General features: G+C 69.6%; 21 protein-coding genes and 1 pseudogene. 14 read left to right on the top strand and 8 right to left on the bottom strand.

Annotated features, from left to right (window positions below; genetic code table 11):
* Positions 1 to 414: 414 nt before the first annotated feature.
* From AB0M87_RS31595 to AB0M87_RS31575, 5 genes and pseudogenes are all read left to right on the top strand, one after another.
* Positions 415 to 1,728: a hypothetical protein gene (locus AB0M87_RS31595; RefSeq protein WP_365859089.1), complete on the top strand. Its 1,314-nt coding sequence runs from the start codon at positions 415 to 417 to the stop codon at positions 1,726 to 1,728.
* Positions 1,725 to 4,271, top strand: coding sequence for a ThiF family adenylyltransferase (locus tag AB0M87_RS31590; protein ID WP_365859087.1), 2,547 nt, complete (start codon positions 1,725 to 1,727; stop codon positions 4,269 to 4,271). The genes AB0M87_RS31595 and AB0M87_RS31590 overlap by 4 nt, the downstream gene beginning before the upstream one ends.
* Positions 4,268 to 4,795: pseudogene (locus AB0M87_RS31585) on the top strand (patatin-like phospholipase family protein); the annotation flags it as partial. The gene AB0M87_RS31590 and the pseudogene AB0M87_RS31585, both read left to right, overlap by 4 nt.
* Positions 4,796 to 4,910: 115 nt before the next feature.
* The gene (locus AB0M87_RS31580) at positions 4,911 to 5,369 is read left to right on the top strand and encodes a hypothetical protein (protein WP_365859107.1); all 459 of its coding nucleotides are present in this window, start codon (positions 4,911 to 4,913) and stop codon (positions 5,367 to 5,369) included.
* 154 nt (positions 5,370 to 5,523) lie between these two features.
* Complete coding sequence (locus AB0M87_RS31575) at positions 5,524 to 6,723, top strand: hypothetical protein (RefSeq protein ID WP_365859085.1); 1,200 nt, start codon at positions 5,524 to 5,526, stop codon at positions 6,721 to 6,723.
* Between the two features lie 132 nt (positions 6,724 to 6,855).
* Here AB0M87_RS31575 and AB0M87_RS31570 read toward each other — a convergent pair whose 3' ends face one another.
* The 3 genes from AB0M87_RS31570 to AB0M87_RS31560 all read right to left on the bottom strand — a co-directional run bounded on the left by AB0M87_RS31570 (position 6,856) and on the right by AB0M87_RS31560 (position 12,999).
* Positions 6,856 to 9,087 carry a hypothetical protein gene (locus tag AB0M87_RS31570; RefSeq protein ID WP_365859083.1) on the bottom strand — a complete coding sequence of 744 codons (2,232 nt, stop codon included), beginning with the start codon at positions 9,085 to 9,087 and terminating at the stop codon, positions 6,856 to 6,858.
* A gap of 259 nt (positions 9,088 to 9,346) precedes the next feature.
* Positions 9,347 to 11,092, bottom strand: coding sequence for a UvrD-helicase domain-containing protein (locus AB0M87_RS31565; RefSeq protein ID WP_365859082.1), 1,746 nt, complete (start codon positions 11,090 to 11,092; stop codon positions 9,347 to 9,349).
* A complete protein-coding gene (locus tag AB0M87_RS31560; protein ID WP_365859080.1) occupies positions 11,089 to 12,999 on the bottom strand; it encodes an AAA family ATPase in 1,911 nt (636 codons plus the stop codon). The genes AB0M87_RS31565 and AB0M87_RS31560 overlap by 4 nt, the downstream gene beginning before the upstream one ends.
* A 159-nt stretch (positions 13,000 to 13,158) precedes the next feature.
* On the opposite strand from AB0M87_RS31560, the gene AB0M87_RS31555 reads away from it, so the two are divergent.
* From AB0M87_RS31555 to AB0M87_RS31515, 9 genes are all read left to right on the top strand, one after another.
* On the top strand, positions 13,159 to 14,487 hold the full coding sequence (locus AB0M87_RS31555) for an IS630 family transposase (protein WP_365859078.1): 1,329 nt from the start codon (positions 13,159 to 13,161) through the stop codon (positions 14,485 to 14,487).
* A 61-nt stretch (positions 14,488 to 14,548) separates the two neighbouring features.
* Positions 14,549 to 14,860 (top strand): hypothetical protein, encoded by a 312-nt coding sequence (locus AB0M87_RS31550; protein WP_365859076.1) that lies wholly within the window; start codon positions 14,549 to 14,551, stop codon positions 14,858 to 14,860.
* Between the two features lie 119 nt (positions 14,861 to 14,979).
* A complete protein-coding gene (locus AB0M87_RS31545) occupies positions 14,980 to 15,237 on the top strand; it encodes a hypothetical protein (RefSeq protein WP_365859074.1) in 258 nt (85 codons plus the stop codon).
* A gap of 8 nt (positions 15,238 to 15,245) precedes the next feature.
* On the top strand, positions 15,246 to 15,614 hold the full coding sequence (locus AB0M87_RS31540; protein ID WP_365859103.1) for a hypothetical protein: 369 nt from the start codon (positions 15,246 to 15,248) through the stop codon (positions 15,612 to 15,614).
* A 613-nt stretch (positions 15,615 to 16,227) separates the two neighbouring features.
* Positions 16,228 to 16,416: a hypothetical protein gene (locus AB0M87_RS31535; protein ID WP_365859072.1), complete on the top strand. Its 189-nt coding sequence runs from the start codon at positions 16,228 to 16,230 to the stop codon at positions 16,414 to 16,416.
* 241 nt (positions 16,417 to 16,657) lie between these two features.
* Entirely contained in the window at positions 16,658 to 17,299 is a 642-nt protein-coding gene (locus AB0M87_RS31530; protein WP_365859070.1) for an HAD family hydrolase, read from the top strand.
* A gap of 102 nt (positions 17,300 to 17,401) precedes the next feature.
* Positions 17,402 to 18,574: a helix-turn-helix transcriptional regulator gene (locus AB0M87_RS31525; protein ID WP_365859068.1), complete on the top strand. Its 1,173-nt coding sequence runs from the start codon at positions 17,402 to 17,404 to the stop codon at positions 18,572 to 18,574.
* 364 nt (positions 18,575 to 18,938) lie between these two features.
* Positions 18,939 to 19,319, top strand: a complete 381-nt coding sequence (locus AB0M87_RS31520; protein ID WP_365859066.1) for a DUF6415 family natural product biosynthesis protein — start codon at positions 18,939 to 18,941, stop codon at positions 19,317 to 19,319.
* Positions 19,312 to 19,875, top strand: coding sequence for a hypothetical protein (locus AB0M87_RS31515; protein ID WP_365859064.1), 564 nt, complete (start codon positions 19,312 to 19,314; stop codon positions 19,873 to 19,875). The genes AB0M87_RS31520 and AB0M87_RS31515 overlap by 8 nt, the downstream gene beginning before the upstream one ends.
* Before the next feature lie 142 nt (positions 19,876 to 20,017).
* On the opposite strand, the gene AB0M87_RS31510 is transcribed toward AB0M87_RS31515, so the two are convergent.
* Genes AB0M87_RS31510 through AB0M87_RS31490 form a run of 5 tightly spaced genes read right to left on the bottom strand, consistent with a single transcriptional unit; the run spans position 20,018 to position 24,820 of the window.
* Positions 20,018 to 23,302: a hypothetical protein gene (locus AB0M87_RS31510; RefSeq protein ID WP_365859062.1), complete on the bottom strand. Its 3,285-nt coding sequence runs from the start codon at positions 23,300 to 23,302 to the stop codon at positions 20,018 to 20,020.
* A 14-nt stretch (positions 23,303 to 23,316) separates the two neighbouring features.
* A complete protein-coding gene (locus AB0M87_RS31505) occupies positions 23,317 to 23,754 on the bottom strand; it encodes a pilus assembly protein TadG-related protein (RefSeq protein WP_365859060.1) in 438 nt (145 codons plus the stop codon).
* A 3-nt stretch (positions 23,755 to 23,757) separates the two neighbouring features.
* The gene (locus AB0M87_RS31500; RefSeq protein ID WP_365859058.1) at positions 23,758 to 24,210 is read right to left on the bottom strand and encodes a hypothetical protein; all 453 of its coding nucleotides are present in this window, start codon (positions 24,208 to 24,210) and stop codon (positions 23,758 to 23,760) included.
* The gene (locus tag AB0M87_RS31495; protein ID WP_365859101.1) at positions 24,207 to 24,602 is read right to left on the bottom strand and encodes a TadE family protein; all 396 of its coding nucleotides are present in this window, start codon (positions 24,600 to 24,602) and stop codon (positions 24,207 to 24,209) included. Before AB0M87_RS31495 ends, AB0M87_RS31500 begins: the two co-directional genes overlap by 4 nt.
* A 5-nt stretch (positions 24,603 to 24,607) precedes the next feature.
* The gene (locus AB0M87_RS31490) at positions 24,608 to 24,820 is read right to left on the bottom strand and encodes a hypothetical protein (protein ID WP_365859056.1); all 213 of its coding nucleotides are present in this window, start codon (positions 24,818 to 24,820) and stop codon (positions 24,608 to 24,610) included.
* Between the last annotated feature and the right edge of the window lie 12 nt (positions 24,821 to 24,832).

Here is a 24,832-nt window from a genome sequence, read left to right as displayed (position 1 = left end):
GACTGTGTGAGGCGCCGGTGCGGCGCAGCAGCACAACTCCGCTCGCGGTGGCCTGGGATGCGGTATGCCCCAGCCGTAGGTACAGCATCGAGCCGTCCAGCCCACGACGCGGTCCAGCGCGGGGGACAGGGGCGGAAAGGGGCCGGGATCCGAGGAAGCGCCGCCAGCTCACCAGCGCCCCTTCCGTGGCGCTTCGGCACGGGAGCGGAATCTCTCGGTCCGCTCGCGTGGCGGCGTGCACCCTGCGGCCGCCGGGAGGCCGCCTCTAGGCCGACAGCCCCTGACATGGGCCCCGGCAGCACGTGAAATGCCTGGTGAGACCGTGTTGTCAGTGGCGCATGGTAGCTATGGAAGCAGAGAGAACGTGTGTGGTTCTCCCGCCAGTTGACCCACATCGAGTGAAGAGGCAACAGGATGGTCGAGACGGAACTCCCCGAGCGGGGAGTGGTGTTCTGGCCGGTCGGCACGGGCGACTCCACCACGCTCGTGCTCGGCGGCGACCTTGTCCTCCAGGTCGACCTGCGGGACATGAAGGCTGCCGACGAGAAGGACGCGGTCGTCGCCGCGGTCATCGACCGTCTCGCGGAGACCCTGCCGTGCCCCGACTGGCTTGATGGGGAGACCCCCTACCTCGCGGTGTTCGCCCTGACCCACGCCGACCTGGACCACTGCTGCGGGTTCGGGGACCTGGTGGACAGCGACATCCTGATCGGGGAGATCTGGGCGACGCCCCGGCTGTGGCGGGAGATCTCCCAGGACCAGACCATGTGCGAGGACGCCCGCCTCTTCCAGGACGAGGTCGAGCGCCGCGTCGCCGCCACCCTGGAGGCCCTCGCCAACGGCGAAGAGCCCGCCAGCGGCGACCGGGTCCGGATCATCGGCTACGACGACGACCGCGACCAGCACTCCTACAACGAGCTGCCCGACGAGTACTTCACCTTCCCCGGCAAGACAATCACGATGATCGACGGCAACGACCTGTCGGGAACGTTCGAGGCGTTCGTCCACGCCCCGTTCAAGGGCGACTGCGCCGGTGAACGCAACGAGACGTCCCTCGCCCTGCAGATCCGCATGCCCACCGGCACCGGCGCGACGGGCCGGCTGCTCCTGCTCGGCGACCTCGCCTACCCCACGATCAAGAAGATCTTCGACAACAGCGAGTACTTCGGCAACACCGACCGGGTGGAGTGGGACCTGCTGCTCTCCCCGCACCACTGCTCCAAGAAGGTCATGTACGCCAAGGGCGAGGACGGCGAGGAGGAGCGCAAGCAGGACATCCTCGACCAGTTCGAAACCTACGCCAGCCCGGACGCCCGGGTGATCGCCAGCTCCCGGCCCTTCCGGGACCAGGACGAGAAGGGACACAATCCGCCCCACCTGCTGGCCCGGGACGCCTACGCGGAGATCACCGTGCTGCCGGTGCTGTGCACGGGGGAGTACCCCACCAAGGACGAGCCCCGGCCGGTGGTGTTCGCCCTGGACCCCCTCTTCGGGTTCGAACTCGTCGACGTCGCCGAACTGGAGGCCAAGTCCCTGGTGATGAAGGCCGCGGGCGGCGGACGGCGGATGCTGGCCGCGCTGGGCACCACCCGCTTCCCGGCCGCCGCCTTCACCGCCACCGCCGCTCTCCCCTCCCCCCGGGCGGCCACCGCCGCGCGCAGCGCCGTCGAGCAGGCCCGAGGAGACAAGGCCGCACCCGCCACGCCCCTGGGATTCGGTGACGCGTGAGCGACCGCACCACTACGGCTGTCACGGCCGGCCAGCACCTCGCCCTCGACCAACTCCGGCAGATCACCGACTCCGACCGCGGGGTCTTCCTCTCCCACGTGGACACGGCACCCGCGGCCCCCACGGGCTTCGTGGAGGCGCGCATCAGCGTCGGATGCGCCGGCCTGCCCCGCGTCGAGGGCGGCCTGCGGCTGCGCAGCGAAGAGCCCGTCACCCTCTACATCCCGCCGGACTTCCCCTTCGAGGTCCCGCTGGTGCACACCCGGCACAAACGCTTCGCCGGGGCCCCGCACGTCGTCTGGGCCCGCTTCCCGTGCCTGTACCGCTCCACGGCGACCGAGTGGGACCCGGCTGATGGCATGTACGGGTTCATCACCCGCCTGCTGGACTGGTTCAAGGCTGCCGCGGCCGGCGAACTCGATGCCCCCGGCGAGCCGCTGCACCCGCCTCACGCGCTCGGAGACCACGCGGGCGGCCTGCTCGTCGTCCGCCGCGATGCGCCTACCGCCGCCGACGACGAGCCGTGGCTGGGCGCGGCCCTCCTGCACCATGTCAACGCCGACCGCAGCGACGTGGTCGGTTGGCTGCCCTTCGGCCGACCGTGGCCGCACACCCTCACCGACGCCCGGGCCGCGGCCCAACTCCCCGACGACGCCGAGGTATTCCTCGCCCCGGCTGTCATCACCACAGACCATCTGACCTTCGAATACCCCGACACCGCCCGGGCGCTCATCGCCGCGTTGGCGCGCGGCCGCATCACCGCCCGCATGATCCTCGGTCTCGTCGGCCTGGCCGCCGACCACAACCGCCGCCTGCGCACCACCGCCGACCAGACAGGCCCGGACGGCACATCCCGCCCGCCCGCCCCTGTCCATCTCCTGCTGGGCACCCCCTCCCGGGGCAACAGCGGCCACGGCTCCCGCCGGACCCACCTGGTGGCCTGGCACCTGCCCGACTTCGCCGACCAACTCACCCGCCGCGCCGTCACTGCCTACGTCGACCGCCAACTGCCCGAACTCGGCGACGAGATCATGCAGATCGGCGAGGAATGGCTCGACACCCTGACCACCCGGTGGCTCAGCCTCTACGAGGCCCGCCCCGAGGTCACCGTCCGCCGCGACCACCACACCCCGGCGGCCTGGCTGCACGGCAAACGCATCCTCGTCCTGGGCGCCGGCGCGCTCGGTGCGCCCGCCGCCGACATCTGCGCCCGCGCCGGCGCCGCCCACGTCACCGTCGTCGACAAGTCACTCGTGCACCCCGGTATCCACGCCCGCCAGCCCTACACCGACCCCGACATCGGATACCCCAAGGCCGACGTCCTGGCCGACCGTCTCAACCAGATCGACCCGCACGCCACCCGTATCGAGTCCGTCGTCGCCGACATCACCCGCCGTTTTCCCGTCCTCGGCGTGCACTCCTTCGACCTGATCCTGGACTGCACCGCCAACCGCGTCGTACGGGCCTACCTCGAACGCGCCCGCCGCACCGACCCCACCCCCTGGCCCCACCTCGCCACCTTGATGATCGGCCATCAGGCCACCCGCGGCATCGTCGCCCTCTCACCTCCAGGAGCCACCGGCGGCGGCACCGACGTCCTGCGCCGCACCTCCCTGGCCGCCCGCACCGACCCCACCGGTGCCCTGGCCGACATGGTCGAGGACTTCTTCCCCACCGAGCCCCGCACCGACCTCTTCCAGCCCGAACCCGGCTGCTCGGACGCCACCTTCACCGGCTCCGCCGCCGACGTCGCCGCCCTGGCCGGACAGCTCATGACCGGCATCCTCCACGCTCTGAACGCCCCCGACGGCCAGCACACCATGGCCGCGCTCACCGTCCGCACACCCAGCGGCCCCACCGACCCCCAGCCCGCCGGGCCGCGCTGGCTGACCTGGCCCAACGACACGACCATCACCGACGACGCCACCGGCTACGACGTCCGCATCGCCCCCGCCGCCCTCGCCGAGATGCGCGCCGAAGCCCGCCGCGGCGCCCGCGTCCGCGGCCCGCGCGTCGAAACCGGCGGCATGCTGCTCGGCTCCATCGACGACGCCACCGGCATCATCCACGTCGACGAGGCCACCGGACCGCCCCCGGACTCCCTGCTGAGCGACACCTACTTCCAGCACGGCCTGGACGGCGTCACCCACCACCTCGCCTCCCGCCGCACCGCGACCGGCAACACCAGCCGCTTCCTCGGCCTGTGGCACACCCACCCCCACAGCCCGGCACAGCCCAGCGCGACCGACCGCACGGCCATGGAACTCCTGACCCTGCCCCTCGACGACGCCCCCACCCGAGCCCTCGTCCTCATCGCCGGAGGACCACCACCCGTCTGGCAGAAATGGCTCACCACCGCAGACGGACCCGACCTCTACGCCCGCCTCGCCACCCGCACCACCACGGCCGCCACCCCACCAGCTCCGACCGCGCCGGCCGGCCACCCCGGCCCAGGCCTGTGGTGGCCCGGCGGTTACGCCACCCGCCCCGCCACCGGCAACACCCTGCCCGCCCCCCGCCGATCGGACGACGCCCGCCCATGACCCGCACCCTCGGCCTCGCCCTGTCCGGCGGCGGCTCCCGCGCGGCCGCCTTCCACCTCGGCTGTCTGCGCGCCCTCCACGACCGCGACCTCCTCGACCGCATCCGTGTCGTCTCCGGCATCTCCGGCGGCTCGCTGCTCGCCGCCCTGTGGGCCTACGGCCCGCCCGACTTCGCCGACTTCGACACCCGCACCACCGACCTGCTGCGCTCCGGCCTGCAACTGGCCATCGCACGCCAGGCGTTCACACCCTCCGCCGTCGCCCGCAACCTCACCGCGGCCGCCCGCGCCGGCGCCCGCGGAGCGTTCACCCGCGGCAGTGATGTCAGCGTCGCCCGCCCCGCCAACCGCACCGACGCCCTGGCCGCCGTCCTCGCCCGCCAGGCGTTCGGCACCCGCACCATGGCCGACGTCACCCACCCCGGCCTCGACGTCGTCCTGACCGCCACCGACCTGGCCACCACCAACGCCGTCCGCTTCGGCAGCACCCGCAGCGGCTGCTCCCGCTACGGCACCATCACCGAACCCATCCCCGCCGCCACCGCCGTGGCCGCCTCCGCCGCCTACCCCGCCCTGCTGCCCGCCCCTGGAACGCACCTTCACCTTCCAGCACCGCGACGGACACCACCAGCAGCACACCGTGCTGCTCACCGACGGCGGCGTCTACGACAACCTCGGCCTGTCCGTCCTGGAACCCGGACGCTCACCCCACCACACCCAGCACGTCTACGACGTGTCCTTCATCATCGCCTGCGACGCGGGCCAGGGAGAACTCACTCTGAAAGCACCGCACTTCATGACCGGACGCCTCAGCCGCTCCTTCGCCACCGTCCACCGCAAAGCCCAGGACTCCGCCCGCTCCCGCCTGCACGAATGGGCCGCGAGCGGACGCATCGACGGATTCGCCCTGGCCTACCTCGGCATGAAAGACGACCGCCTGCCCGCCCCGCCCGCCGACCTCGTCCCCCGCAGCGCAGTGGCCACCTACCCGACCAACTTCGCCGCCATGACCCGCACCCACTTCGAGGCCATCACCACCCGCGGCGAACAGCTCATGCGCACCGTCCTGCCGATGTACCTGCGCCACCCCCGGCACTGAGGCCCCGTCGAAAACGAGCTGGGCGCACTCACCTGCCGGGGACTGGGCGACTGACGACGTGACACCCTGGGCGGCTGCAGGGCGGGGAGAATCGGACGTGACGGTGTGCGATACGCCATGACGCGGGCGCACCGCATCGGGGAGGAACACGACGTTGAGCACCGTATGGGCTCGGGTATGGCAGTTCCGGGTGCAAGGGCCGATGGTGACCGCCACCCAGGTCGGACAGGGTGACCTGGGGGTGGGACTGGCCCGGCTCATCCACATCAACGCGCTCGCCTGCGACCTCAACAGGGTCGTCGACTACCGCACCAGGCAGCTCGAGGTCCGCCTTCTGGCCAGCTATCTCGCAGCCCCCGGCGCCGGTGCCCCGCTCCAGGTCGATCACCGGGCATTCGTGGCGAGCTCGCGGCACATCCGCAGCTTCGTCACCGAAAGCTCAGGACTGGGCATGCTGACGGCGGCCAGCGAAGCCCTCTTCGCCTGGGACAACACGGCCCATGCCCTGCACAGCTTCGACGCACTGCCCGGCCGCATACTGACGGGCTATCAAAGCGGCGGCATCAGACCGGACTTGCTGTTCCATCTGCCCGGAGGCAGGGTCGCGGGAGAGGCCCGGGGCCGGCACCGCCGCGCCAAGACACTCCTGCCGAAGCAGCCGCTCGCCGAGCAGAAGAGACGGCTGCAGGAACTCGCCCTCTGGTCGGCGTCCCACCGCGACCACGCCTACTTCATGAGCTGGGTCTGGATCGGCCGCTCCGGCGTCGCCGTGGATATCTTCCTTCCTCAGGACAAACGCTGGGACGGTGCACTGGACGACCGCTGGAAGCGGCAGGGCGGAGGCGGCCAATGGCGCTTTCCCGTGCGCGAGCGACGGCGCAGGCCACCAGAGGACCCCTCTGGGCAGATGCCGGCCAGCGATCCCGCACCGCCGTCGCCCACCACACCGCCCAGCGCACCATCCGCCCCACCGCCCGACACAGACGCACCGCAGGACGCGATGCCGCTGGCCGCTGCCCGCGCACAACCTGCGGCCGACCTGCTCTCACGGACCGGCCGCATGGTCCAGCGGCTGTACGACACCGCGCCCGCACTCGACGCGGAACTCGCCGGCATTCCCGTCCGCGGCGCCTGGGTGCCAGCCGACGCGCTGGGACCTGCCCGGCACGAGGTGCTGCTGGCCGTCCTGGCCGAACAGCCCCCGCCCCAGGCGGGTGTCCGGGAGCGCCTCGCCCGGGCCGAAGGCCGCTTCGACGCCTGCCTCGACGGACGCTTGCTCACCGTCGTGCGTTCCGCAGCCCAACCGCCCCCAGCCTGGCAGGACGTGGAACAGGTGCTGTTGAGCCCGGCGTGACACACCGGAACCCAAGCCCGCCCGGAACCCGGCAGGGGTGCCCGACGGCCGAGGCGTCCAACCGGCGCTGCGAGAGGCCCGCCGGACGCCGGGGCAGCCTTCCAGCGCCGAGCGCCGCAGCCCTGTCCTCGGTCATGCCGATCCGGACAGCTCACCCATCAGAGCAGCAACCGTCCGCCGCCACTGGCGGGCCTCCTTCCGCAGCGGGAACCACGCGTCGGCAGTCCGCCGGTCAAGCTCGGCGAACTCCGTCAGCTGCGCCGCCAGCTCAGCACTGCCGGCGCTGCCGACCGCTGCCGAGCACACCTGGTCGGTGAGGCTGTGTAGCCGGTGCGCGGCGCGGTAGTAGGCGACCTGATCCTGGCTGAGACGGCGCACGGCATACCCGCCGCACTTACTGCACGGATCGAAGCCCTTGTTGTCCAGCAACTCCGCGATGCTCACCAAGTCGTCGTCGCCGGTGACACCGCGCTCCGGACGCCGGTGCTTGCAGTCGGGGGAGTGGGCCCGGCCCTGATAGCGGCCCTCCGCGTCCGAGGTGTAGACCTGCACTTTGGCGAGCACGCCCAGCGGCAGCCCCGACCCCTGCCGCCACCCGGTGCCGGTGTCGTGTTCGAAGGGCTCCAGATCCAGTTGCTCCATGGCCAGCAGACCGTGCCAGACCGCCGACACGAAGGGACGGCGCGGAAAATCCCGGTCGTCATACCCGACAGCCTCCAGCCGGCGCAGGTCGGCCACGCCGCGGGCCAGAGCCAGCGAACGCAGCGCGTGATCGGTGTCGCGTCGCCCCTCGCGCAGCCGCACCAGCACCCGTTCGCCTTCTGCCGAGCTCAGATGGCTGCCGAACGCCTCGTGATGCGGATCGTGGATACGGGCGGGCCAGACCGGCTCCTCCTGCCCGGAAGAGGGCTGGCGGGGCGCGAAGAGCGCGTCGGGCAAGTCACTTGCACCGGCGACGATGCAACCCTGCCATCCTGAGCTGCACCGTTCCTCCAGAACGCTCAAGGCCACGACCTCAAGCCCGCCGTCGACGGAGAACACCACGTACAGCTGTTCGGCATCCCGCATCGCGGTGCGCAGCGCGCGCAGGTGCTCGCTGGTGACCGGACGCCTGCTGTGGACCGGCGCGTCGTCGAACACCCCCGGCCCCAGCCCCGATCCGGTCCCAGGCCGCGGCTCTGCCGGGGACGGCGCCGTCGGCTGTCCGGCCTCGGCAGTCTCCGGCTCGCTGTAGGAGAGCGTGTGAGGGTGAGTCAGAAGCCGCACGGCCACCGGCTCCGGCACCCGCAGGGTGAGGACGGACTGCGGCTCCCAGACGGTGCCGGCCGTGTACGAGGCGAGCACCCCCAGTTCCCACTCACCCAGCCGGTCCACAAGTGACCTGCCAGAACCGCGCTCCGCCGCATCATCAGGAAAACGAGCGACCACAACCCGCTCGCCGTGTCGCCCGCCGGCCGCCGTTCGGACGTCGGCCTCCCAGCCGGCCACCACCGCCCGGGCCCGATCCAGTATCTGCTTGCGTCCCTTGCGGCGGCTGCCCATCGTGTCGGTCAGGTGATGAACCACGTATGTCTGCTGCTGCGGGTCGTCCCAGCTGTCCTCGACCGCGCCGCGCCACCGCCGCCACAGCTTCAGCAGCAGCCGACGAGCCTCGTCGGGGCCACCCAGCGGCGCGAAGGCCGGCTCGTCGGCGGGAACATCCGGTTCCGTCATGGCAGCCGCCGCGGCAGCCGCCAGCAGCGCCCTTTCGACGACCAGCAGCCGGGCCTGCTCCTGCAGGACGCGCAGATACCCGGCTTTTGCCTCAAGAGCTTCCCTGGCCCAGGCCCGCAGCCAGGGAAACAGCGCCAGCTTCCGGTGGGTACGGTGCGTGCTCGCCAGCGCGCCGCCCCATTGCCGCAGCACCGACTCGCGTACACGTTGGGCCTCTTGCCGCTCCTCCCACGTGCCGTCCTCGTCGTCCTCCGCGTCGTCCTGCTCGGCAGGGACCGCCGGACCGTCGGCCACGGGCGTGTACAGCACAGCGGCCGCGTGCCGGACCTCTTCGTCGCTGAAGGTGTCCTCGTCCGGTGCGCGGAAGCTGTCCAGTTCATACAACAGACCCAGCCCGGTCACCGTGTCCAGGAACACCGCCAGCCCTGTACCCGGACGTGCCCAGGACCCGTAGGTGCCGCACTGCGGGCACATCCGGCCTACCACAACGGCATCCAGATGTACCGTCCGTTCGACGCCGTGAGCCGAGCGCAGGTACGAACACGAGGGTTTGGCATGCAGTTTCGCCTGCTTGCCCTGCCCCGACCACACCGTGATCGCCGTGCCCTCGAACGGGCCGAGTGGCACGTCCGGTGTCAACTGACCGTGCATTGCGCTGGCTCCCTCGTGAGCGAACTTCGTCACCGGCCCAAACCATCGTGACCAGGCCGAAGTTGACCTTAGCCCGGTCCGCGCCGAGTCCGGCACGGCTACGGCCTATTGATCTCAAAAGCGCACAAGTAGATAGACTTCATCCGCCGTCGAGGTCGTCATGCTGGCGCTGCAGGCCGGCGATGCTCACTGCGCTGCCTTCCGGGTTTCTCCCCACGCTGCCTGTCTCCGTACCGGGTCAGGCAGCATGAAGGAGATCTCATGCGACGCGGGCCGGTACCTGGTCCTTGGCCAGCAGTTGGGCCAGCGCGTCGGTCTCGTCCTCGGGTACGGCGATGGCGGCCAGGCGGCGTGCGCGGGTGACGGCGACGTACCAGACACGCAGGACCTCGTCGGTGGCCGGGTCTGCGGTGGCCCAGCGCTGGACGCTTCCGGCATCGGGCAGCAACAGCAGGACGCCGTCTGCTTCGTCGCCCTTGAGCTGGTGGACGATGTTGGTGCGGATACCGGTGGCCACCTGGAGGCGCGACACGGTGGGTTTTCCGGCGGGGCGGCCCTTGCCGCCTTGCGGAGCAGCCCCGGGAAGAGCGGGCCAGGCCTTCATGGCCTGCCAGACCTGCGGCCCCCATTCCCGGTGGGGCGCAGGCAGGCTGTGCAGGAAGGCGAACGCCGTGCGGTTGACCTGTCCGGCCGAGAGACGGTGGCCGGCCATGATGCGGTCGGGGCCGCCGGTTTCGCCCGGGTACCAGTACCCGAACAGGACGCGCACGGCGACCGCGCAGGCCCGGGCGAGGTCATCGCCGCTGGCGCCCGGGGTGTGGGTGACGGTGCGGGCCCAGCCCAGGCTGGTGATGGCTTTGGTGTTGGGCTTTTCCCGGGTGATGCCCGGAAGGGTGGCGTACTTGTAGGCGGTCGCCAGGCAGTCCTTGGCCGGGACGGCGTACTCCTCGGCCAGCGTGCGGAAGGCGTCGACGATGCCGGCACCGGTCGGGGCGTGCAGGTGTCGGCTGCCGGAGTCGGCGAATCGGGTGGGCAGCACGAGGACGGGGATGTCGTCGTCGCGCACCACGGAGGTGTCCGGCGGGCGTTGCCCCGTGCGCAGGGTGGACGCGAGCCGGCAGATGACGGGGGAGCTGCGCCAGTTGCCGGTCAGGCGGTGCGGGGCGGGGGAGAGCTGAGCCGCGAAGGACTGGAGAGCCTGGGGTTCGGCGCCGCGCCAGGCGTAGATGGCCTGGTCCGGGTCACCGACGAGAACCAGCGGCAGGCCGGCGTCGTGCAGCAGCTGAAGGATCGCCAGGTCGGCGGCGGAGCAGTCCTGTGCCTCATCGACGACGACTTCCGCGAACCGGGAGAGCAGCGGGGGCAGCAGAGCGGCGGCGGTCTTGGCGTGGCGCAGGTTCCACAGGGCCAGGACCCGCGCCTCGTGCCCGGTCAAATAGCCTTCGTCACACCACGCCTTGCGGGTCTCGAAGATCTTCTTCTCCCACTGCGCGCGGCTGTAGGAGGTGTCCTTGATGAGCTGGCGGGTGTCGTAGTCGAGCTTGTCCCAGGCAACAGCCTCGCGCGCCTCGCTGTAGGAGGGATCTACCGTCATGGGGAAGCGGTGCAGGTTGATCTCCCGGTCCGCGCCCTCTACTGGGGCCTTGATGCTCGCCCAGGATTCCAGCAGACGGGGCGCCGGCTGGGCCGCCCGCCGCGGCTTGACCAGGAACTCCCACAGGAACGAGTCGAGCGTGCCGATGAAGTGCGGCGCCTGGACCAGATCGGCGCGGCCCGCCGAGCGGCAGCGCCGGGCCATCTGGTCCCGCGCCACCCGTGTGAACGAGATCAGTGCCCGCCCCTTCCGCAGCCGCCGCCGGGGCGACTGCAGATGCCGGTTGGTGATCACATGCGTCTTGCCCGCGCCCGGGCAGGCAGCCACATACGCAGGCGCAGCCACGACCATGGCGGCCTGCTGCTGCTTCTCGGCGTCGGCCCGTACCGGATTCTGCTGAGGCGTCGTCATGGCGCGCCCACTGCGAGCGTGCTCGTGTCCTGGGCGGTGATGAAACGGATGGCACCCGCCAGGTACTCGGGCACCGTGAACGGCACCACCCGGTCGGCCAGTATGTCGGCGAGTTCCTGCGCGAACCGGCCCTTGGAGATCTCGGTGCCCTTCAGGATTTCTCCGTCCGTGCCGGTGACGGTCCGGCTGGCCTTCGGGACGAACAGCTCCCCGAACGCCAGGGAGGGATCCGTCGCCTCAACGACCTGCTTCCAGCGGTCCTGCGAGTGCGGCGCGCAGCGCAGGAACGCCGCCCGCAAGGCGGTGATGTTGTTCTGCGACCACAGGGCCGGCTCCAGCGTCCTCGGCGCCGCGGCCAGGTGCAGCTCGCCAGGAGAATGCCAGCCGCGCGGCAGCTTCCGCAGCGACTGCAGCCGGGGTGGTTCCGGCTGATCGGGTGCCACGTCCGTGTCGGTGATCAAGGCAACCCGCCGGCCCAGACAGATGCCGTCAACGGGTGCCAGCAGCACCCGCAGATAGACCTCGAACCCGACACCGTCCACGATCACCCGGGTGGTGCCGAAGAACCGTTCCACCGCCTCGAACGCCTCCCGCTTCGTCGGCGCATCGGCGTCCTCGTCTGCGGCGAGGACCCGCTCGGCCAGAGCCGGCAGCAGCAGAAGCTCGGAAATACCCTCCACGAGGATCGCCCGCGACGCGAACAGCAGAGCACTCTTGGTGGCATCGAGATAGCGGTCCAGATGCCGCACCCGGTCCGGGCTCAACTGCAGCCGGGGAATGGGCAAAGGCCGCGCCCGCCAGCCGTCCGACAGCTCACCCGGGCAGCGTGCCATGACCACCAGGTCCTGAACGCTCGCAGCGGCCGACAGGATGGGGGAGTGGGTGGTGACCACCACCTGCAGATGCCCGGCCGGCTCAGCCGGATCTCCCGACGGCTGCCGGCGCGAGGCGCGCGCCCGCCGCTGCAGGTAACGCAGCAGCAGGGTCTGCAGCTGCGGATGCAGGTGCGCCTCGGGCTCCTCGACCAGCAGCACGGTCAGATCCGCCTCTGCCGCCGCGTCCAGCTCGGCCATCACCGTGGCGATGAACAGGGTGTTGGCGTAACCCAGCCCCGAGGCCGACAACGGGAACGGCGCGGCGGAGACATCACCCAGCAGCATGCGCAGCGACCGGGCGATCGACGCGAACGTCGGCTCGGCCAGGGACAGTTCACTCGCCTGGGGATGCGCGCCGACCGTCAGATCCCGCAGCGGCTGGTTGATCTTCTCGCTGACCTTGACCACGTCCGGGTCCGCAGCCACCTTCTTCAGCTCGGTGCCGATCCGTTCCACGAAGGCATCGGCCTGCTCGTCATCGCCCAGCAGCCCGCGAAGGATCATCCGCACCCGATCCCCGCCCGCCGAGGCCAGCTCCCGCTCGGCATCGCGCAGCGCTGGCAGATAGACATGCCGCACACCGCCCCGCGCCGGAGGGTCCCCCGTGACCGGAAGGCCCGCGCCCCGCGCCCAGACGGTGCTTCCACGCCGCCCGCCCGTTTGCGGCGGCGTCCAGGACACCTGCCACCGGGCGGTACGGCTGTCAGGAGTCCCCTGGGGCAGCAGCGCCTCGAGATACGCGCCGCTTTCCTGCGGGCCGATGCCGGCCACGTCCAGTTGCAGGCTGGGGCCGCCCTGCGCGGCCGCGGTGGTGAGGACATCGGACTCCTCGAAATACCGCACGCGCCGCCCGTCCAGGGGGTCCGTGAGCAGCCGGAGCGCGTCGATCACGGACGACTTGCCCGCGTTGTTCTCCCCGACCAACACCGTCACTTCCGGCCGCAGCGGAATCTGTACCCGCTCGCACGACCGGAACCGCTCCACCAGCACCTCGGCCACGTACACTGCCCGCCCCCGTCCCCGGCATGTCACTCTGAGGAATAGCGATCATCGGATAATAGTGGGCATTGTCTGGCGCAGCGTTCAGAACTCGTCGTAACCCAAAGCGGTCAGCGCAGATGATGGCCCGCGCCACAGGAAGGCTAGTGTTCTGCGCCTGAAATTCTGGCGTTAAGTTGCTACGGTTTCGGGATGTCATCTTCGGGGCGCACTTCCGTCGAGTTCGTGTTGACCGCTGACGAGCGTGACCAGCTGGTCCGCTGGTCGCAGGGGGCGTCACGGCTGGCGGTTCGGGCGCGCATTGTATTGCGGTGTGCGGAGCCGGACGTCGTGTACGCGCGGGTTGCCGATGACTTGGGTGTGTCGGCCATGACGGTCGGCAAGTGGCGCAGGCAGTTCGCGGAGTCAGGGTTGGAGGGCCTGGCGGACACCGACCGGCCGGGGCGGCCGAAGACCGGCCTGGTTCTGAGTGATCTTGAACGGGAACAGCTGACGCGTTGGGCCCGCCGCGCGAAGTCCTCACAGGCATTGGCGTTGCGGTCGAAGATCGTGCTGGCGTGCGCGGATGACACGTCGAACAAGCGGGTCGCCAGCCGGCTGGGGACCTCGGTGTCCACGGTGGCCCGGTGGCGACGTCGGTTCGTAGCGCTGCGACTGGAAGGTTTGGCCGACGAACTGCGGCCAGGTCGGCCACCGTCGATCCTCCTCGACCGGGTCGAGGAGGTCGTCGTCGCCACGCTGGAGTCGTCGCCGCGTGATGCCACGCACTGGTCGCGGGCGTCGATGGCCGAGCGGACCGGCCTGTCGAAGTCGACGATCGGTCGGATCTGTCGGCAGTTCGACCTGAAGCCGCACGTCCAGGACACGTTCAAGCTGTCCACGGATCCGCAGTTCGTGGAGAAGGTTGTCGATGTCGTCGGCCTCTACCACCACCCGCCGGAGAAGGCGGTGGTGCTGTGTGTGGACGAGAAGTCCCAGGTCCAAGCTCTGGACCGCACGCAGCCGGTCCTGCCACTGATGCCCGGCATGCCGGAACGGCGCACCCACGACTATCAACGTCACGGCGTGACCAGCCTGTTCGCCGCGTTCGATATCGAAGACGGAAGTGTCATCAGCTCCCTTCATCGCCGTCATCGGGCCGTGGAGTTCAAGAAATTCCTGGTCAAGATAGACAAGGCGGTGCCGGCTGAACTCGACGTCCACTTGATCTGTGACAACTACGCCACCCACAAGACGCCCGCGATCAAAGCCTGGCTCGAGCGACACCCCCGATTTCACGTCCACTTCACACCGACTGGGTCCAGTTGGATCAACCAGGTCGAGCGGTGGTTCGGACACCTCACCGACAAACTCATCCGTCGCGGCACCCACCGATCGGTCCAAGCGCTTGAGGCAGACATCCGCACTTGGATCCAGACCTGGAACGAGGACCCCAAGCCGTTCACATGGACCAAGAGCGCCGACGAAATCCTCAACTCGTTATCGAAATATATCGCCAGGATTTCAGGCGCAGAACACTAGTTTGACAGCGGTGGGGTGCTTGCCAAGAGAGCATCGGGATGCTGACGCGTACGCTGCGGTCGTGGACGACCCCATGCTCACCGAACGCGAACTGGTGCGGGATCGGTTTCCCGCCGCTCGGGTGGCCTTCCCGGCCGGCAGCGTGCTGACCGACAGCCGGACGCCGACCTCCGACCTGGACATCGTGGTCCTCCTGGACGGTTCGCCGGCGCCCAACCGGGAGAATGCTGTACCGCGGCTGGCTGGTGGAGCTGTGCGCGAAGCGGAATTCACCCTTGCTCGCCATGTGCTCCGACGGCATGCTCCTTGTGGCATGCCCGGGCTGGGCGCTTCGCTCCGGGCCAAGGCGCGAAAGCGTCGGACCGCGGGCTGAGGGTCACCGCAGTCACTGCATTTCAGCACCAGGGCAGGGATGTGACTGGAGAAGCAGGGGAAAAGCGCATGGGTACGGGTACGTACCCGTACTATGGGAAGATGGGAAGGAGCACGATGATGTCCGATGCCAACGTCCGTATCCCCGAGGAAGCCAAAGACCGGCTCGCGTCCATTGCAGCGGCCGAGGGTCTGTCGCTGCGCGCGTACCTCGCCCGCCTCGCCGAAACCCTGCTGACTCCAGCCGAGCGTGCTGAGCGGGCCGAGCGGGCGCTTGTCGCGTTGCATGAGTGGAACGGCTACGCCCCGACGACAGCCGAGCAGGACGACTTGGACAGTGAGCTGGACCGGCGCCTGGCGCAGGTGACCGGCCGGTGAGTGATGCCATGCATATCGTCCTGGACGACACAGCGATGGCCGCGGCGGGCCAGGGCAACGTTCTCGCGTCCCGCCTCATCCACCGGGCCCATGCTGAATCGGGCTGGTTCCTGTACGCCCCGGCGTGCGCGCTCGTGGAAGCCGACCGTGCCCGGCCCGGCACGGCAGAGCACCTGGCTTCGATGCCCGGCATCACCGTTCTCGATCTGGATCTCGCTGCCGCCCTTGCCCTCGCGCGGCAGAAGACCTGGGCTGCGGCGCACAGTCAGTACGCGGCGCAGCCCACCCCGGACCGTCCCGACGGAGCGATCATCGCGACTACCGCCCCGAACCGGTGGGCCGGAGAGCCGGTGCGTGTCCTGGACCTCACGCCCTGATCATTTGGAGGAGACCAGACCCCGGTGGCGGCTCCTCGAATGTGCCGTCCGTTGGGGCCGCTGTGCGTCAGCGGGCGGCGCGCAGGTGTTCGGGCCGTGCGGTGACCAGGTCGCGCCACCGTTGCCGGGTGGACTGCTCTCCGTCGAGCCACTGTGCCGATGAGGGGCGAGGGGGAGCGTGCGGCGATGCAGCTGCCAGGCAGTCCGTGTGCCACCAGCGACACCACCCGCTCACCTTGCGCGGTACCCGAACCTGCGGCTCAGACGTATTGGCCCAAAATCCTGAAAGCCATCAACGTCACTTGTTCTCCGGCCTTGTTGTCCCGGACATCGTTGTGGCCGATGCGGGCGCGACGGTCGAGGACAGCGTGGGCAGTTGCCGGTGAGGCGATCTCCATGCGGGCGACGGCACATACGGGTAATAATCCGCATGAGCCCGTGACTCACAACGAGGGCCGCTAGTTGTCCGCTCATGAAGAAAACGATCACTACCGCGGCAGCGGCCGCTATCGCTACGGCCGCCCTCATGACCTCTACGCCCACCGCCACAGCGGCCCCAGTCAGCGCCCCTCGCAAATGCGCGACGATCGAAGTCACGGGCCACAATGTGCCTGTGACGCGGGGCCAGGGCGGGCCGGTGGTCCGCCATCTGAAGCACGGGAGCCATCACCGCTCCTGCCTCATCGAGCGTGGCAACGAGGAACTCCGTGCCTGCGGCCGTCGGTTCACGGACTACTACATCGTCCCGGCTTCTGGAGGGCGGGGAGGCATCATCCCGCTGACGTGCGCCCGTGTCCTCTGAGCCGCACCGCTGAGGACTGACTCTGCAGGGGACGAGTGAACTGGTCCTGCCGCAGTGGCGCGCCCCCGCGTCGGGGCGGTGTCCGCCCGGCACGGTGATGAGGATGCGCCCGTGATCCCTTTCGCTGCCGTACCGGTCCGGATTCCGGGTGGTTCCGCTGCAGATCGTTTAGCCGGGCCCCGATGTCGAGTTCAGGCCGCGGTGGTGTGACCGTCGCCGTAGTGGTGCATAGGCTGCGGGCGTGATTGACACAGTTGCCTTCGACATTGGCGAGACTCTGATCCACGACGACCGCTACTGGGCTTCGTGGGCGGACTGGCTTGGGGTAGCCCGTCACACTGTTGCCGCACTGGTGGGAGCCGTCACTGCTCAGGGGCGCGACAACGCCGACGCGCTGCGCCTACTGCGTCCCGGCATCGACATTGCTCACGAGTACGTAGCCCGAGATGCGGCTGGGCTCGGTGAGCAGCTGGCTGACCAGGATCTCTACGACGACGTACGGCCTGAACTGTCGGCGCTGCGGGGGCTCGGTGTCCGCGTCGTCGTGGCGGGGAATCAGACCGTGAAGGCGGCGCAACTGCTCCGTGCTCTCGATCTTCCGGCCGATGTGGTGGCCACGTCGGGGGAGTGGGGTGTGGCCAAGCCATCGCCTGACTTCTTTGCCCGCGTGATCGAGGCAGCGCAGACTGTACCGCAGCGCATCCTGTACGTCGGGGATCACCCGGTGAACGACGTTTTCCCGGCCAAGCGGGCGGGTCTGAAAGTCGCTCATCTCCGGCGTGGCCCGTGGGGGCACCTGTGGGCCGACGACCCCGTGGTGCAGGCCGCTGCGGACTGGCGAATTCGCTCTCTCGCCGAACTCCGCGGGCTCGTCAGGGAGTAGGCGGACAATACGGCCCTCCTTGGCACATGCCAAAGATGCGTATATGTATACGGTACGTCACCATGCGGGTACGGTTCGGAGTGACGCCCGAACGGAGCCAGCATGCCCTCCGACACCGCACTTCAGCTAGGCCAGCGCATCGCGGCCACCCGCCAGTCCAGGCGCATGACTCAGGCCGACCTGGCGCGCGTTTCCTACATCTCCCTGGCGATGGTCAAGGCGATCGAGCGTGGAGCCCGGGCGCCGAGTGATGCCACCCTCGATTCGATCGCGGCGGCTCTCGCCGTCGACCCCACGCGGCTGGTCATAGGGCACACCGGGACTGAGCGTCGCGTACATGCCGCGCTGCCGGAACTCTCTGCCGTTCTGGCAGCCTATGATGTGCCGCTCGATCCGCCGCGGCGTTCAGCCGAGGAACTGCGGTCCGCTGTCGCCGAGGCGGTGAACTGGCGCCTGGCCGCCCAGTACGGGCGAGTCGCCCGGCATATCGCCCTGCTGCTTCAGGACAGCTTGTGTCACCTTCACACCAGCCACGAACCGGACGCGGCCCGCCTCGTTGTCGCCGCTGCCCGTACCGCCGATGCTGTTGCCTACAAATACGGGGCTCACGACCTGTCGGCCCGCCTCATCGACGTGATGCGCTGGGCTGAGGCACAGGCCGACGACCCCTTCCTCACAGCGTCCGTCGCGTATGTCCGTACCGAGACGTTCTTCGTCGCCCGGGCGCACCGGGCCGGTCTGCGGGCTCTGGAGATAGCTGTCGACACGGCCCCGCCGCCCGTTTGCGCACGCAGCGTCGCGGCTCGGGGAGCGCTGCACATGCGTGCTGCGGTCATCGCCGGGCGGGCCGGCGAGGCGTCAGCGGCGGACACGCACCTGTCCCAGGCGCGTGTCCTTGGCGACGCCGTCAAGGAGGACATCTACCAGGGCACGGCGTTCGGGCCAGACTCGGTGCGAATCCATGAGGTGTCCGTGGCGGTCAGTCTGGGCGGGGAGCATGTCGGCAGGGCGCTCGATGTCGCCCGGGAGTGGAAGCCCTCGCTCGCGATCCCTGCCGAACGCCGCTCCGGTTTCTACATCGAACTCGCGCGAGCCCAACTGTGGTCAGGCATGGCAGACAACGCCTTCGAGTCACTGAAGGTTGCCCGGTCCATTGCCCCGCAGCACACCCGCGAGCACCCATGGGCCAAGGAAGACGCCGCCCGGCTGCGCCGCCTCAAGCGCGCCGACGCGGACAGCCTCACCAACTTCGCCGAATGGATCGGCGCCGTCTGACCGGCTCTGTCCAGTGCTACAGGGACTACAAGTTGTAGTCCTTGTATTGCTTGCCGACGCCCATCATCTGTCTGACCGCACAACATCGGCCACATGGGAGAGCCGTCATGGCGGAAAACCCGCCGGGTCAGCCGACGCTGATTGGGCGTCCGGTAAGCATCGCTCGGCTGCAGGGGATGGTCTGCTTCAACTGCGAAGCCGTCCCGGGGACTGCATGACGCCGGCCACGTCACCTTGCCCCGCCGTGACCGAGTGTGGTCCATCGTCACCTGCGGTTGCAGCACCCCAGTGACTGCCGCTAATTCGTCGTACCCGCAGACCCCGGCGACCGCAGACACGGCCAACGCTAACGAGGAGCGTCGACATGACCCAAATTACAGAGCGATCCGCCCGGGCGGGGAGAGACCCCCGCCCGCTCGACATCGTCACGATGCGCGAGAGCGCATACCAGCTGCTCGCAGAGGATGCCGAGCTCCCTTTATTGGACGAGCTCCAAACGCTGATTCTTCTGCTGCGCGGTCACCTGATGCTGCTGATCCCCGAGGTCGCCGACGTCGCGTGCCGTCGCCCGCAGGATGACCCGTGGCGCGCCGCCGCCAGTGTTGGAATCGGTGAGGCCCGCCGGCGCCTGGACCTGATACAGAGTCACCGGCTGCCGGTCGTCGTCCGCCATGCGCAGCACCTTGCCCGGTCCGTGAACGCCCTGTGCACGCACCTCGAAAACCTTGCGGTGAACCATGCGTGAGACCGTTGCGCAGTGGAGCCCCCCACAGGGGCCCGACTTCGAGCTGGTGGGTGCGGGGTACGCCTGGGACGCCGTCCGCATGCCGTGCAGCTTCGGCGTCACCATCATCGAACGCCTCGGTGAGAACTGCGGCGGTGTGATCCAGGACGGGTACGCCCACACGCTGTACTGGCTCATCAAGCCCGGCACAGCCGACAACTGGGCGCACGTCCCGGGGGCATCCGTCACGATCCTCGGTGCCACCTCCTACGTGGCCGTGCCGCCCGTGGGGCGCAATGAGGGCCCGGGCCTGTGGTGGAATGTGCCGCTTGAGCCGCTGCGCTACCTCACCGATGCGGACCTGCTCGGGGCCGCGCTCGAGGAAGAGCTGGACGCCGCGCTGGGGCCGCGCATCCTCATGGCGTGCGAGCCGTGCATCCATGCCCGGATCTTCGACAAAGGTCACGACGGGTGCACGGGCGTCAGCAGCATGGAGCTACATGGCAAGCGGATGACCCCTGGCCGGCCCCGTCCGTGCCCCTGCGATCACCAATCCATCCGGGGTGACGATACGTGAGCCGAAGGGCTCTGGCCGCCCTGGCAGCCTTCGTTCCTCGGCGTTCTGCTCTTCGTCGCTGTGCGCACGCGCACCCGACACCCGACTCCGGCTGTGCGCATTGCGCAGGGCTGAGAAGGGTGCGCAGTGCGCACAGCTCGCCCTACCGGAGCGACGCCCGGTCTGCGGAGGGGTTGAGGAGCGTGGCGATGAGCTGCTCGGTTTCGGGTTCCAGGTCGGCGTCGATCGACCGATTCACCTGCTGGAGGCGTGCGATGGCGGTGTGTACCCCTGGCCGGTTGCCCGCAGCGGCTTCAACCTTCAGCCAGTCCCGGTAGAGGAGTTCGGCGCTTTCATCGACTTCCAGGGCGGCCGCGATCGCCTGGCGTGCCGCACTGAGATCTTGTGCGGATCCTGGAGCGGTGCGCAGGGTGGCCACGGTGTGCGCGACGTCGGTGATGCGGCTGGTCATCTCCTGCTGGAGAGGCTGCGCCCAGGGCAGCGGGTGCCCGCCGAACGGTTTGCCACGGATCAGGGAGAGGGCGTTCTCCAGAGCCGGAAGGCCGGCGGCGCCCTGAGGGAGAGCGTCTTGGGCCAGGCGTACGAAGGCCGACCAGTCCGAGCTCACGCGGGGACTGATTTGGTAGGGGTCGCTGGCGGACTGGCGTCGCGGCACGTAGGGCGTGCCGTCGGGTGCGTTGCCCAGGCTGCGCCGCAGGCCCTGGAGGCGCGCGCTGAGGGTGTCGCGGGCCCAGGGGTTGATCGGGTCCATGTCCGAGCAGAGGGCGTCGGCGCTTCGGCCGGGCTTGAAGTAGAGCAGCGCGGCGAGCTGTGCCTGGCGTGGGCCGTGGCCGGCGGAGGCGACTCCGGTGACTTCGACGGGCCCCAGGATTCGGATCTCGGGTGTCGGCGCGTCACGGTCGGTCTCCGTCTCCTGTTCGGCGACGGCAAGCGCTGGCTGTGGGGGAGCAGTGGCAGCCGGGTTGTCGGCAGCCGGCGTCGTGCCGGCGGCCGCGGCGGGAGTGGTGAGGACCGTCGGCGATGTGGGGTCATGGGAGGCGGCCAGCAGAGCTGGGTACGCGGTGGAACTGGGTCCGGTGGCCGGTGTGCTGGGATCTTCGTGAGCGGCTGGTACATCGGACGGGGCGCACTGTGCCGGCACGGGACGCGGGGTGCTCGGTTCACTATGGTCGTCGGGCACGTGTTTCCACGCCCCTTCCGCCGGGTTGGGTGCCTGTCCGGATACGGCGAGTGCGGTGACGATTTGCTGGTAGGCGGCGTGGTCGAGGCTCTGGAGCCGAATCGATGTTGCGCATGCGTCCAGATCTTGGGCGTCGGTGCGGGAGGCGTCCAGGATGATCGCGTCGGGAAAGTGGGTGGCGCGGTCGGCGGGGGCCACCAGGGCCACCGGCGCGGAGGCCTTGTCCAGTGCCTCAGCCATCTGGAAGGCGATGTCGGCGTTCAGCGGTGCCGCGCACAAGATGAGGTAGGGGCTCGGGTGGGCGTCGGGGTCCTGGTGCAGCTCCAGCAGGTGCTCGCCGAGATCGCGGACGGCATGGGCGGGCTGGCTGATGTGCAGTATCCGCGACGTGGGCAGTAGTTGGGGCAGATCTGCGCCGAAGCCGACGACGACGATCTCCACGCTGCTTGCCCAGGGGGCCATCGCGAGTTCCAGCGCGAGCGAGGCGCAGACCGCCTCGACCTCGTCGCGGTCACCGTCGAGGAGGATCGTTGGCTGCTGGGTGACATTGAGCAGCAGCAGGTGGCCCTCGGGGGTGGCTCCGACGGTGGTCAGTGCCGGGTAGGGGGCCGGTACGTCGTGGGCGGTTTGCTCGGTGAGCAGCTCTGTATCACCGTCCTGGTCCCACCATCCGTCGCTGCTCTTGACGAAGGGGGCGCCGGGGCTTGCGTCACTGTTCTGCGGGAGATAGATGCTGACGCCGTGGCGGGTGATGCGTGCGGCCTCTACCGCGGGCAGAGTGCCGTTCGCTTCTGTGGTGTGGTGGGCGAGGGTGCGCAGCGCCAGATCCAGGCGTGTTGCCCCGTCCGGGTCGGCGGCTTGGGCGAGCTGGGCTTCGGCGGGGCTGGTCTCCTGCGCGATGGCGATCGTTTCGCCGGGCCTGCGGCGTCGGCGCTGCAGGATGCGTCGGACGGTGAGAGCTCCGGTGATCGCGGCGGCCAGCAGGGCGAAGGCGCCGGCTACCTCCCGTACGTCCACGCTGCTCGTCGCCTGGTCGGAAGCGTGCTGATCGGCCGGCACTGCCGGTGTGGCGGTGTCCGTCGACTGCGTAGTGGGGGCCTTGGTTCGGGCGGGAGCGGTGCGCTGAGGGGTCGGGCTCTGAGATGAGGGCACGGCAGGCGCCTGACTGGGGACAGGGACGGAGGGGGAAGGCGCGGTGTGAGGGTGAGCCGGGGCCGGGCCTGTAGTACCGCCGGTGCGACCAGGCTTCTTGGCGTCGGAGGGCTGGTGCTCGTCGTGCTGAGCGGCCGGAGGGCTGGCGTTGTGGTGCCCCGGCACGGTGATGTGCTGGCCGGGATAGATGAGGTCGGGCTCCGTGATCGAGGGCAGGCCGTGGGGCTGCGTCTTTCCCTTGTTGGCGGCGAACAGCGCCGGCCAGGCGTCAGCGCTGCCGAGTTCCTTGTCGGCGACCGAGGAAAGAGAGTCCCCGCTGTGCACGGTGTACGGCTGTCCAGCGAGTGTGGCGGTGGTGACCATCTGTACCTGGGGGCTCTCCCCGCCGGCTTCCGCATTGGCCGCTGGTTCAGGCTCGTCGGGAGCCGGAGGCGTGGCGTCCGCGGGCAGATGAACGCTGAGTCCGGCGGGCAGCATGGCGCTGTCGGGGAGATGGGGATTGAGGGTGCGGATTTCGGCGGCGCGCTGACCGCTGCCGAGGAATTCGACGGCGATGTCCCAGACGGTTTCCCCGGTCTCGCCGACCACGTGCACGGGACCCGCGGGGGCACGGTCGGTGGTTGTTGAGTCCTGCTGGGAGCGGGGGGAAGCTGACGGTGCCACCTGATGCGGGGCGCTCGCGGCATGTGCGGGGGCTGAGGCGGCCATGGCGGTTCCTGCCGGGGCGAGCAGCAGCGCGCCGAGGAGGAAAGCGGCCAGGCGTTGCGGCGCACCCAGGCTGCGGCGTTGCTGGTGAGGACGTCGGCGCAGGGTCTGCGGGATTTCCACGATCAGGGAGAGGGCGAACCATGCCCACAGCGCCCAGGCAACGATGGTGAGCACGGCCAGCAGGACGTGACCGTCGTCGGGCTGGGTGAGTGCGTCGATGACGTCACCGCCGGTAGGGATACCTGCGGGCAGGCTGCCGGCCACGGCCAGGACCAGCGGCACACCCAGCAACAGCACCGCGAGCACGGTCGCACTGCCCGCTGCGCGCAGGGGCCGCACCGCCAGTGGCGGCTTGGGCGTGCGGGTGGGGGTTGGGGTGGGGGACACGTCAGCCTCCGGCATCAGGGGGTACGTACGAGGGTTGCGGTGGCGTGCCCGGTGACCGGTATGTCGCCGTAGCCCATGCCGCCCAGTAGCAGCGGGTGGTAGGTGTAGTGCACGGTGACGTCAATCGTCTGGCCGCCGTCCAGCACGCGCACCACCCCGTTCACGCCGGCCTGGGCGAGAAACTCGCGGGCGGCCGCGGCTGCCTGCTCGGAGTCGGCTTCCGTGCCCCGGCCCTCGATCGCCTCAGGTCCCTTGATCTCCTGGCCTGCGGTCCGGGCTGCTTCAGCGGCCAGGTCATCGGTGTCAGCCGATGCCATCAGCAGCCGCCCGCCGTCCACGAGGAGACCCAGGATGCCGATCATGACGACACCGAAGACGAGGAAGTACAGGGTGACCGAGCCGCGCTCCGCACCCACCCGCCCTGCCTGAAGTCTGAGAAGCGTCTGCCGCATGGATCAGTTGCCTCCCCGGGTGACGTACCGGTCGACGGCACTGTGGCGGGTGGCCCGCAACGTCTTGGAAACGGGCAGGCCAGGGATGGCAAGGTCCGCCATCGAGACCGTGCAGGTGACGGTGACGCTCACCGCGCCCGCGTCTCCGGCCTGGGCGGGGAAGTTGCTGGTGTCGATGCTGATGCTGCTGGAGCGGCAGGTCCGCTGGGCCTGAGCGAGGGAGGCCGAGGCGGCCTGCTGGCCGGCCGACTGCGCGGAATCGGGATCGGCGGCGATGCTCGCCGCGCGGGCTGCGGCGGCCGCGGCGTTACTCGCGGTGCCATCCCCGAGCCCGGCCAGCCCATACGCGGCGATCCACCCGAGGACGGGGAACAGTACGGCCAGGCACAGAGCTGCCTCAAGCGTGTAGGAACCGCGGTCGTCACACCGCCTGTTGTTGCCCGCCGTGTTGTTCATGGGGTGCGCTCCACGGTGTCCTCGGCACTGCGCTCGACGATCCCCGACCAGCCGGGGAGAAACGTCATGATGTGCCCGGTCACGGTGACCTTCACCCGGGCCGCCGTGGATCCTTCAGTCGAGACCCGGACACCCTTGACGATGTTCACCTGGCCCAGCCAGTTCCTGGCCCGGGCTGCCCCCTCACCGGGATTGGACTGGTATGCGGATCCGGCCTGCGCGCCCTTACGCGCTGCGGTATGCGCCGCAGTGGACGCCAGATACCAGATGCCGAGCTGCAGCGTCATGCACGAGACGATCAGAAGCACGGGCGCCACGATCATGAACTCCAGCGTGGAGATCCCGGCGTCACCTGCTGCGGCCCGGCGGTATCTGGCGAGCAGGGCGCCCATGCTGCTCACAGGCCGACGGCGGCCTGGAAGCGCTCCATCAGCGTATTGGCCGTGGAGTTGAAGATCGTGCCGAACGCGACAGCCACCGCCAGGACCACCGTACCCAGGATCAGCTTCTCGAGCGTCTCCATTCCTTCGTCGCTCTCGTGCGAGGTCATGCGCTCCCAGCGGCGCAGCCACGCGGTGTGCACACGGACTTTGAACTGATCGATTCGCATGGTCAATCCCCC

Origin of the sequence: Streptomyces sp. NPDC051320 (assembly GCF_040682175.1) — a bacterium.
Classification (GTDB): domain Bacteria; phylum Actinomycetota; class Actinomycetes; order Streptomycetales; family Streptomycetaceae; genus Streptomyces.
The sequence above is the reverse complement of the archived record's forward strand: the minus strand, read 5'-3'. Positions and strand labels throughout refer to the sequence as shown.

Coding starts and splice junctions, on each gene's coding strand:
- AB0M87_RS31595 (WP_365859089.1), top strand. CDS start 415: ATGGTCGAGACGGAACTCCCCGAGCGGGGAGTGGTGTTCTGGCCGGTC.
- AB0M87_RS31570 (WP_365859083.1), bottom strand. CDS start 9,087: ATGCACGGTCAGTTGACACCGGACGTGCCACTCGGCCCGTTCGAGGGC.
- AB0M87_RS31565 (WP_365859082.1), bottom strand. CDS start 11,092: ATGACGACGCCTCAGCAGAATCCGGTACGGGCCGACGCCGAGAAGCAG.
- AB0M87_RS31555 (WP_365859078.1), top strand. CDS start 13,159: ATGTCATCTTCGGGGCGCACTTCCGTCGAGTTCGTGTTGACCGCTGAC.
- AB0M87_RS31545 (WP_365859074.1), top strand. CDS start 14,980: ATGTCCGATGCCAACGTCCGTATCCCCGAGGAAGCCAAAGACCGGCTC.
- AB0M87_RS31540 (WP_365859103.1), top strand. CDS start 15,246: ATGCATATCGTCCTGGACGACACAGCGATGGCCGCGGCGGGCCAGGGC.
- AB0M87_RS31525 (WP_365859068.1), top strand. CDS start 17,402: ATGCCCTCCGACACCGCACTTCAGCTAGGCCAGCGCATCGCGGCCACC.
- AB0M87_RS31520 (WP_365859066.1), top strand. CDS start 18,939: ATGACCCAAATTACAGAGCGATCCGCCCGGGCGGGGAGAGACCCCCGC.
- AB0M87_RS31515 (WP_365859064.1), top strand. CDS start 19,312: ATGCGTGAGACCGTTGCGCAGTGGAGCCCCCCACAGGGGCCCGACTTC.
- AB0M87_RS31505 (WP_365859060.1), bottom strand. CDS start 23,754: ATGCGGCAGACGCTTCTCAGACTTCAGGCAGGGCGGGTGGGTGCGGAG.
- AB0M87_RS31500 (WP_365859058.1), bottom strand. CDS start 24,210: ATGAACAACACGGCGGGCAACAACAGGCGGTGTGACGACCGCGGTTCC.
- AB0M87_RS31495 (WP_365859101.1), bottom strand. CDS start 24,602: ATGGGCGCCCTGCTCGCCAGATACCGCCGGGCCGCAGCAGGTGACGCC.
- AB0M87_RS31490 (WP_365859056.1), bottom strand. CDS start 24,820: ATGCGAATCGATCAGTTCAAAGTCCGTGTGCACACCGCGTGGCTGCGC.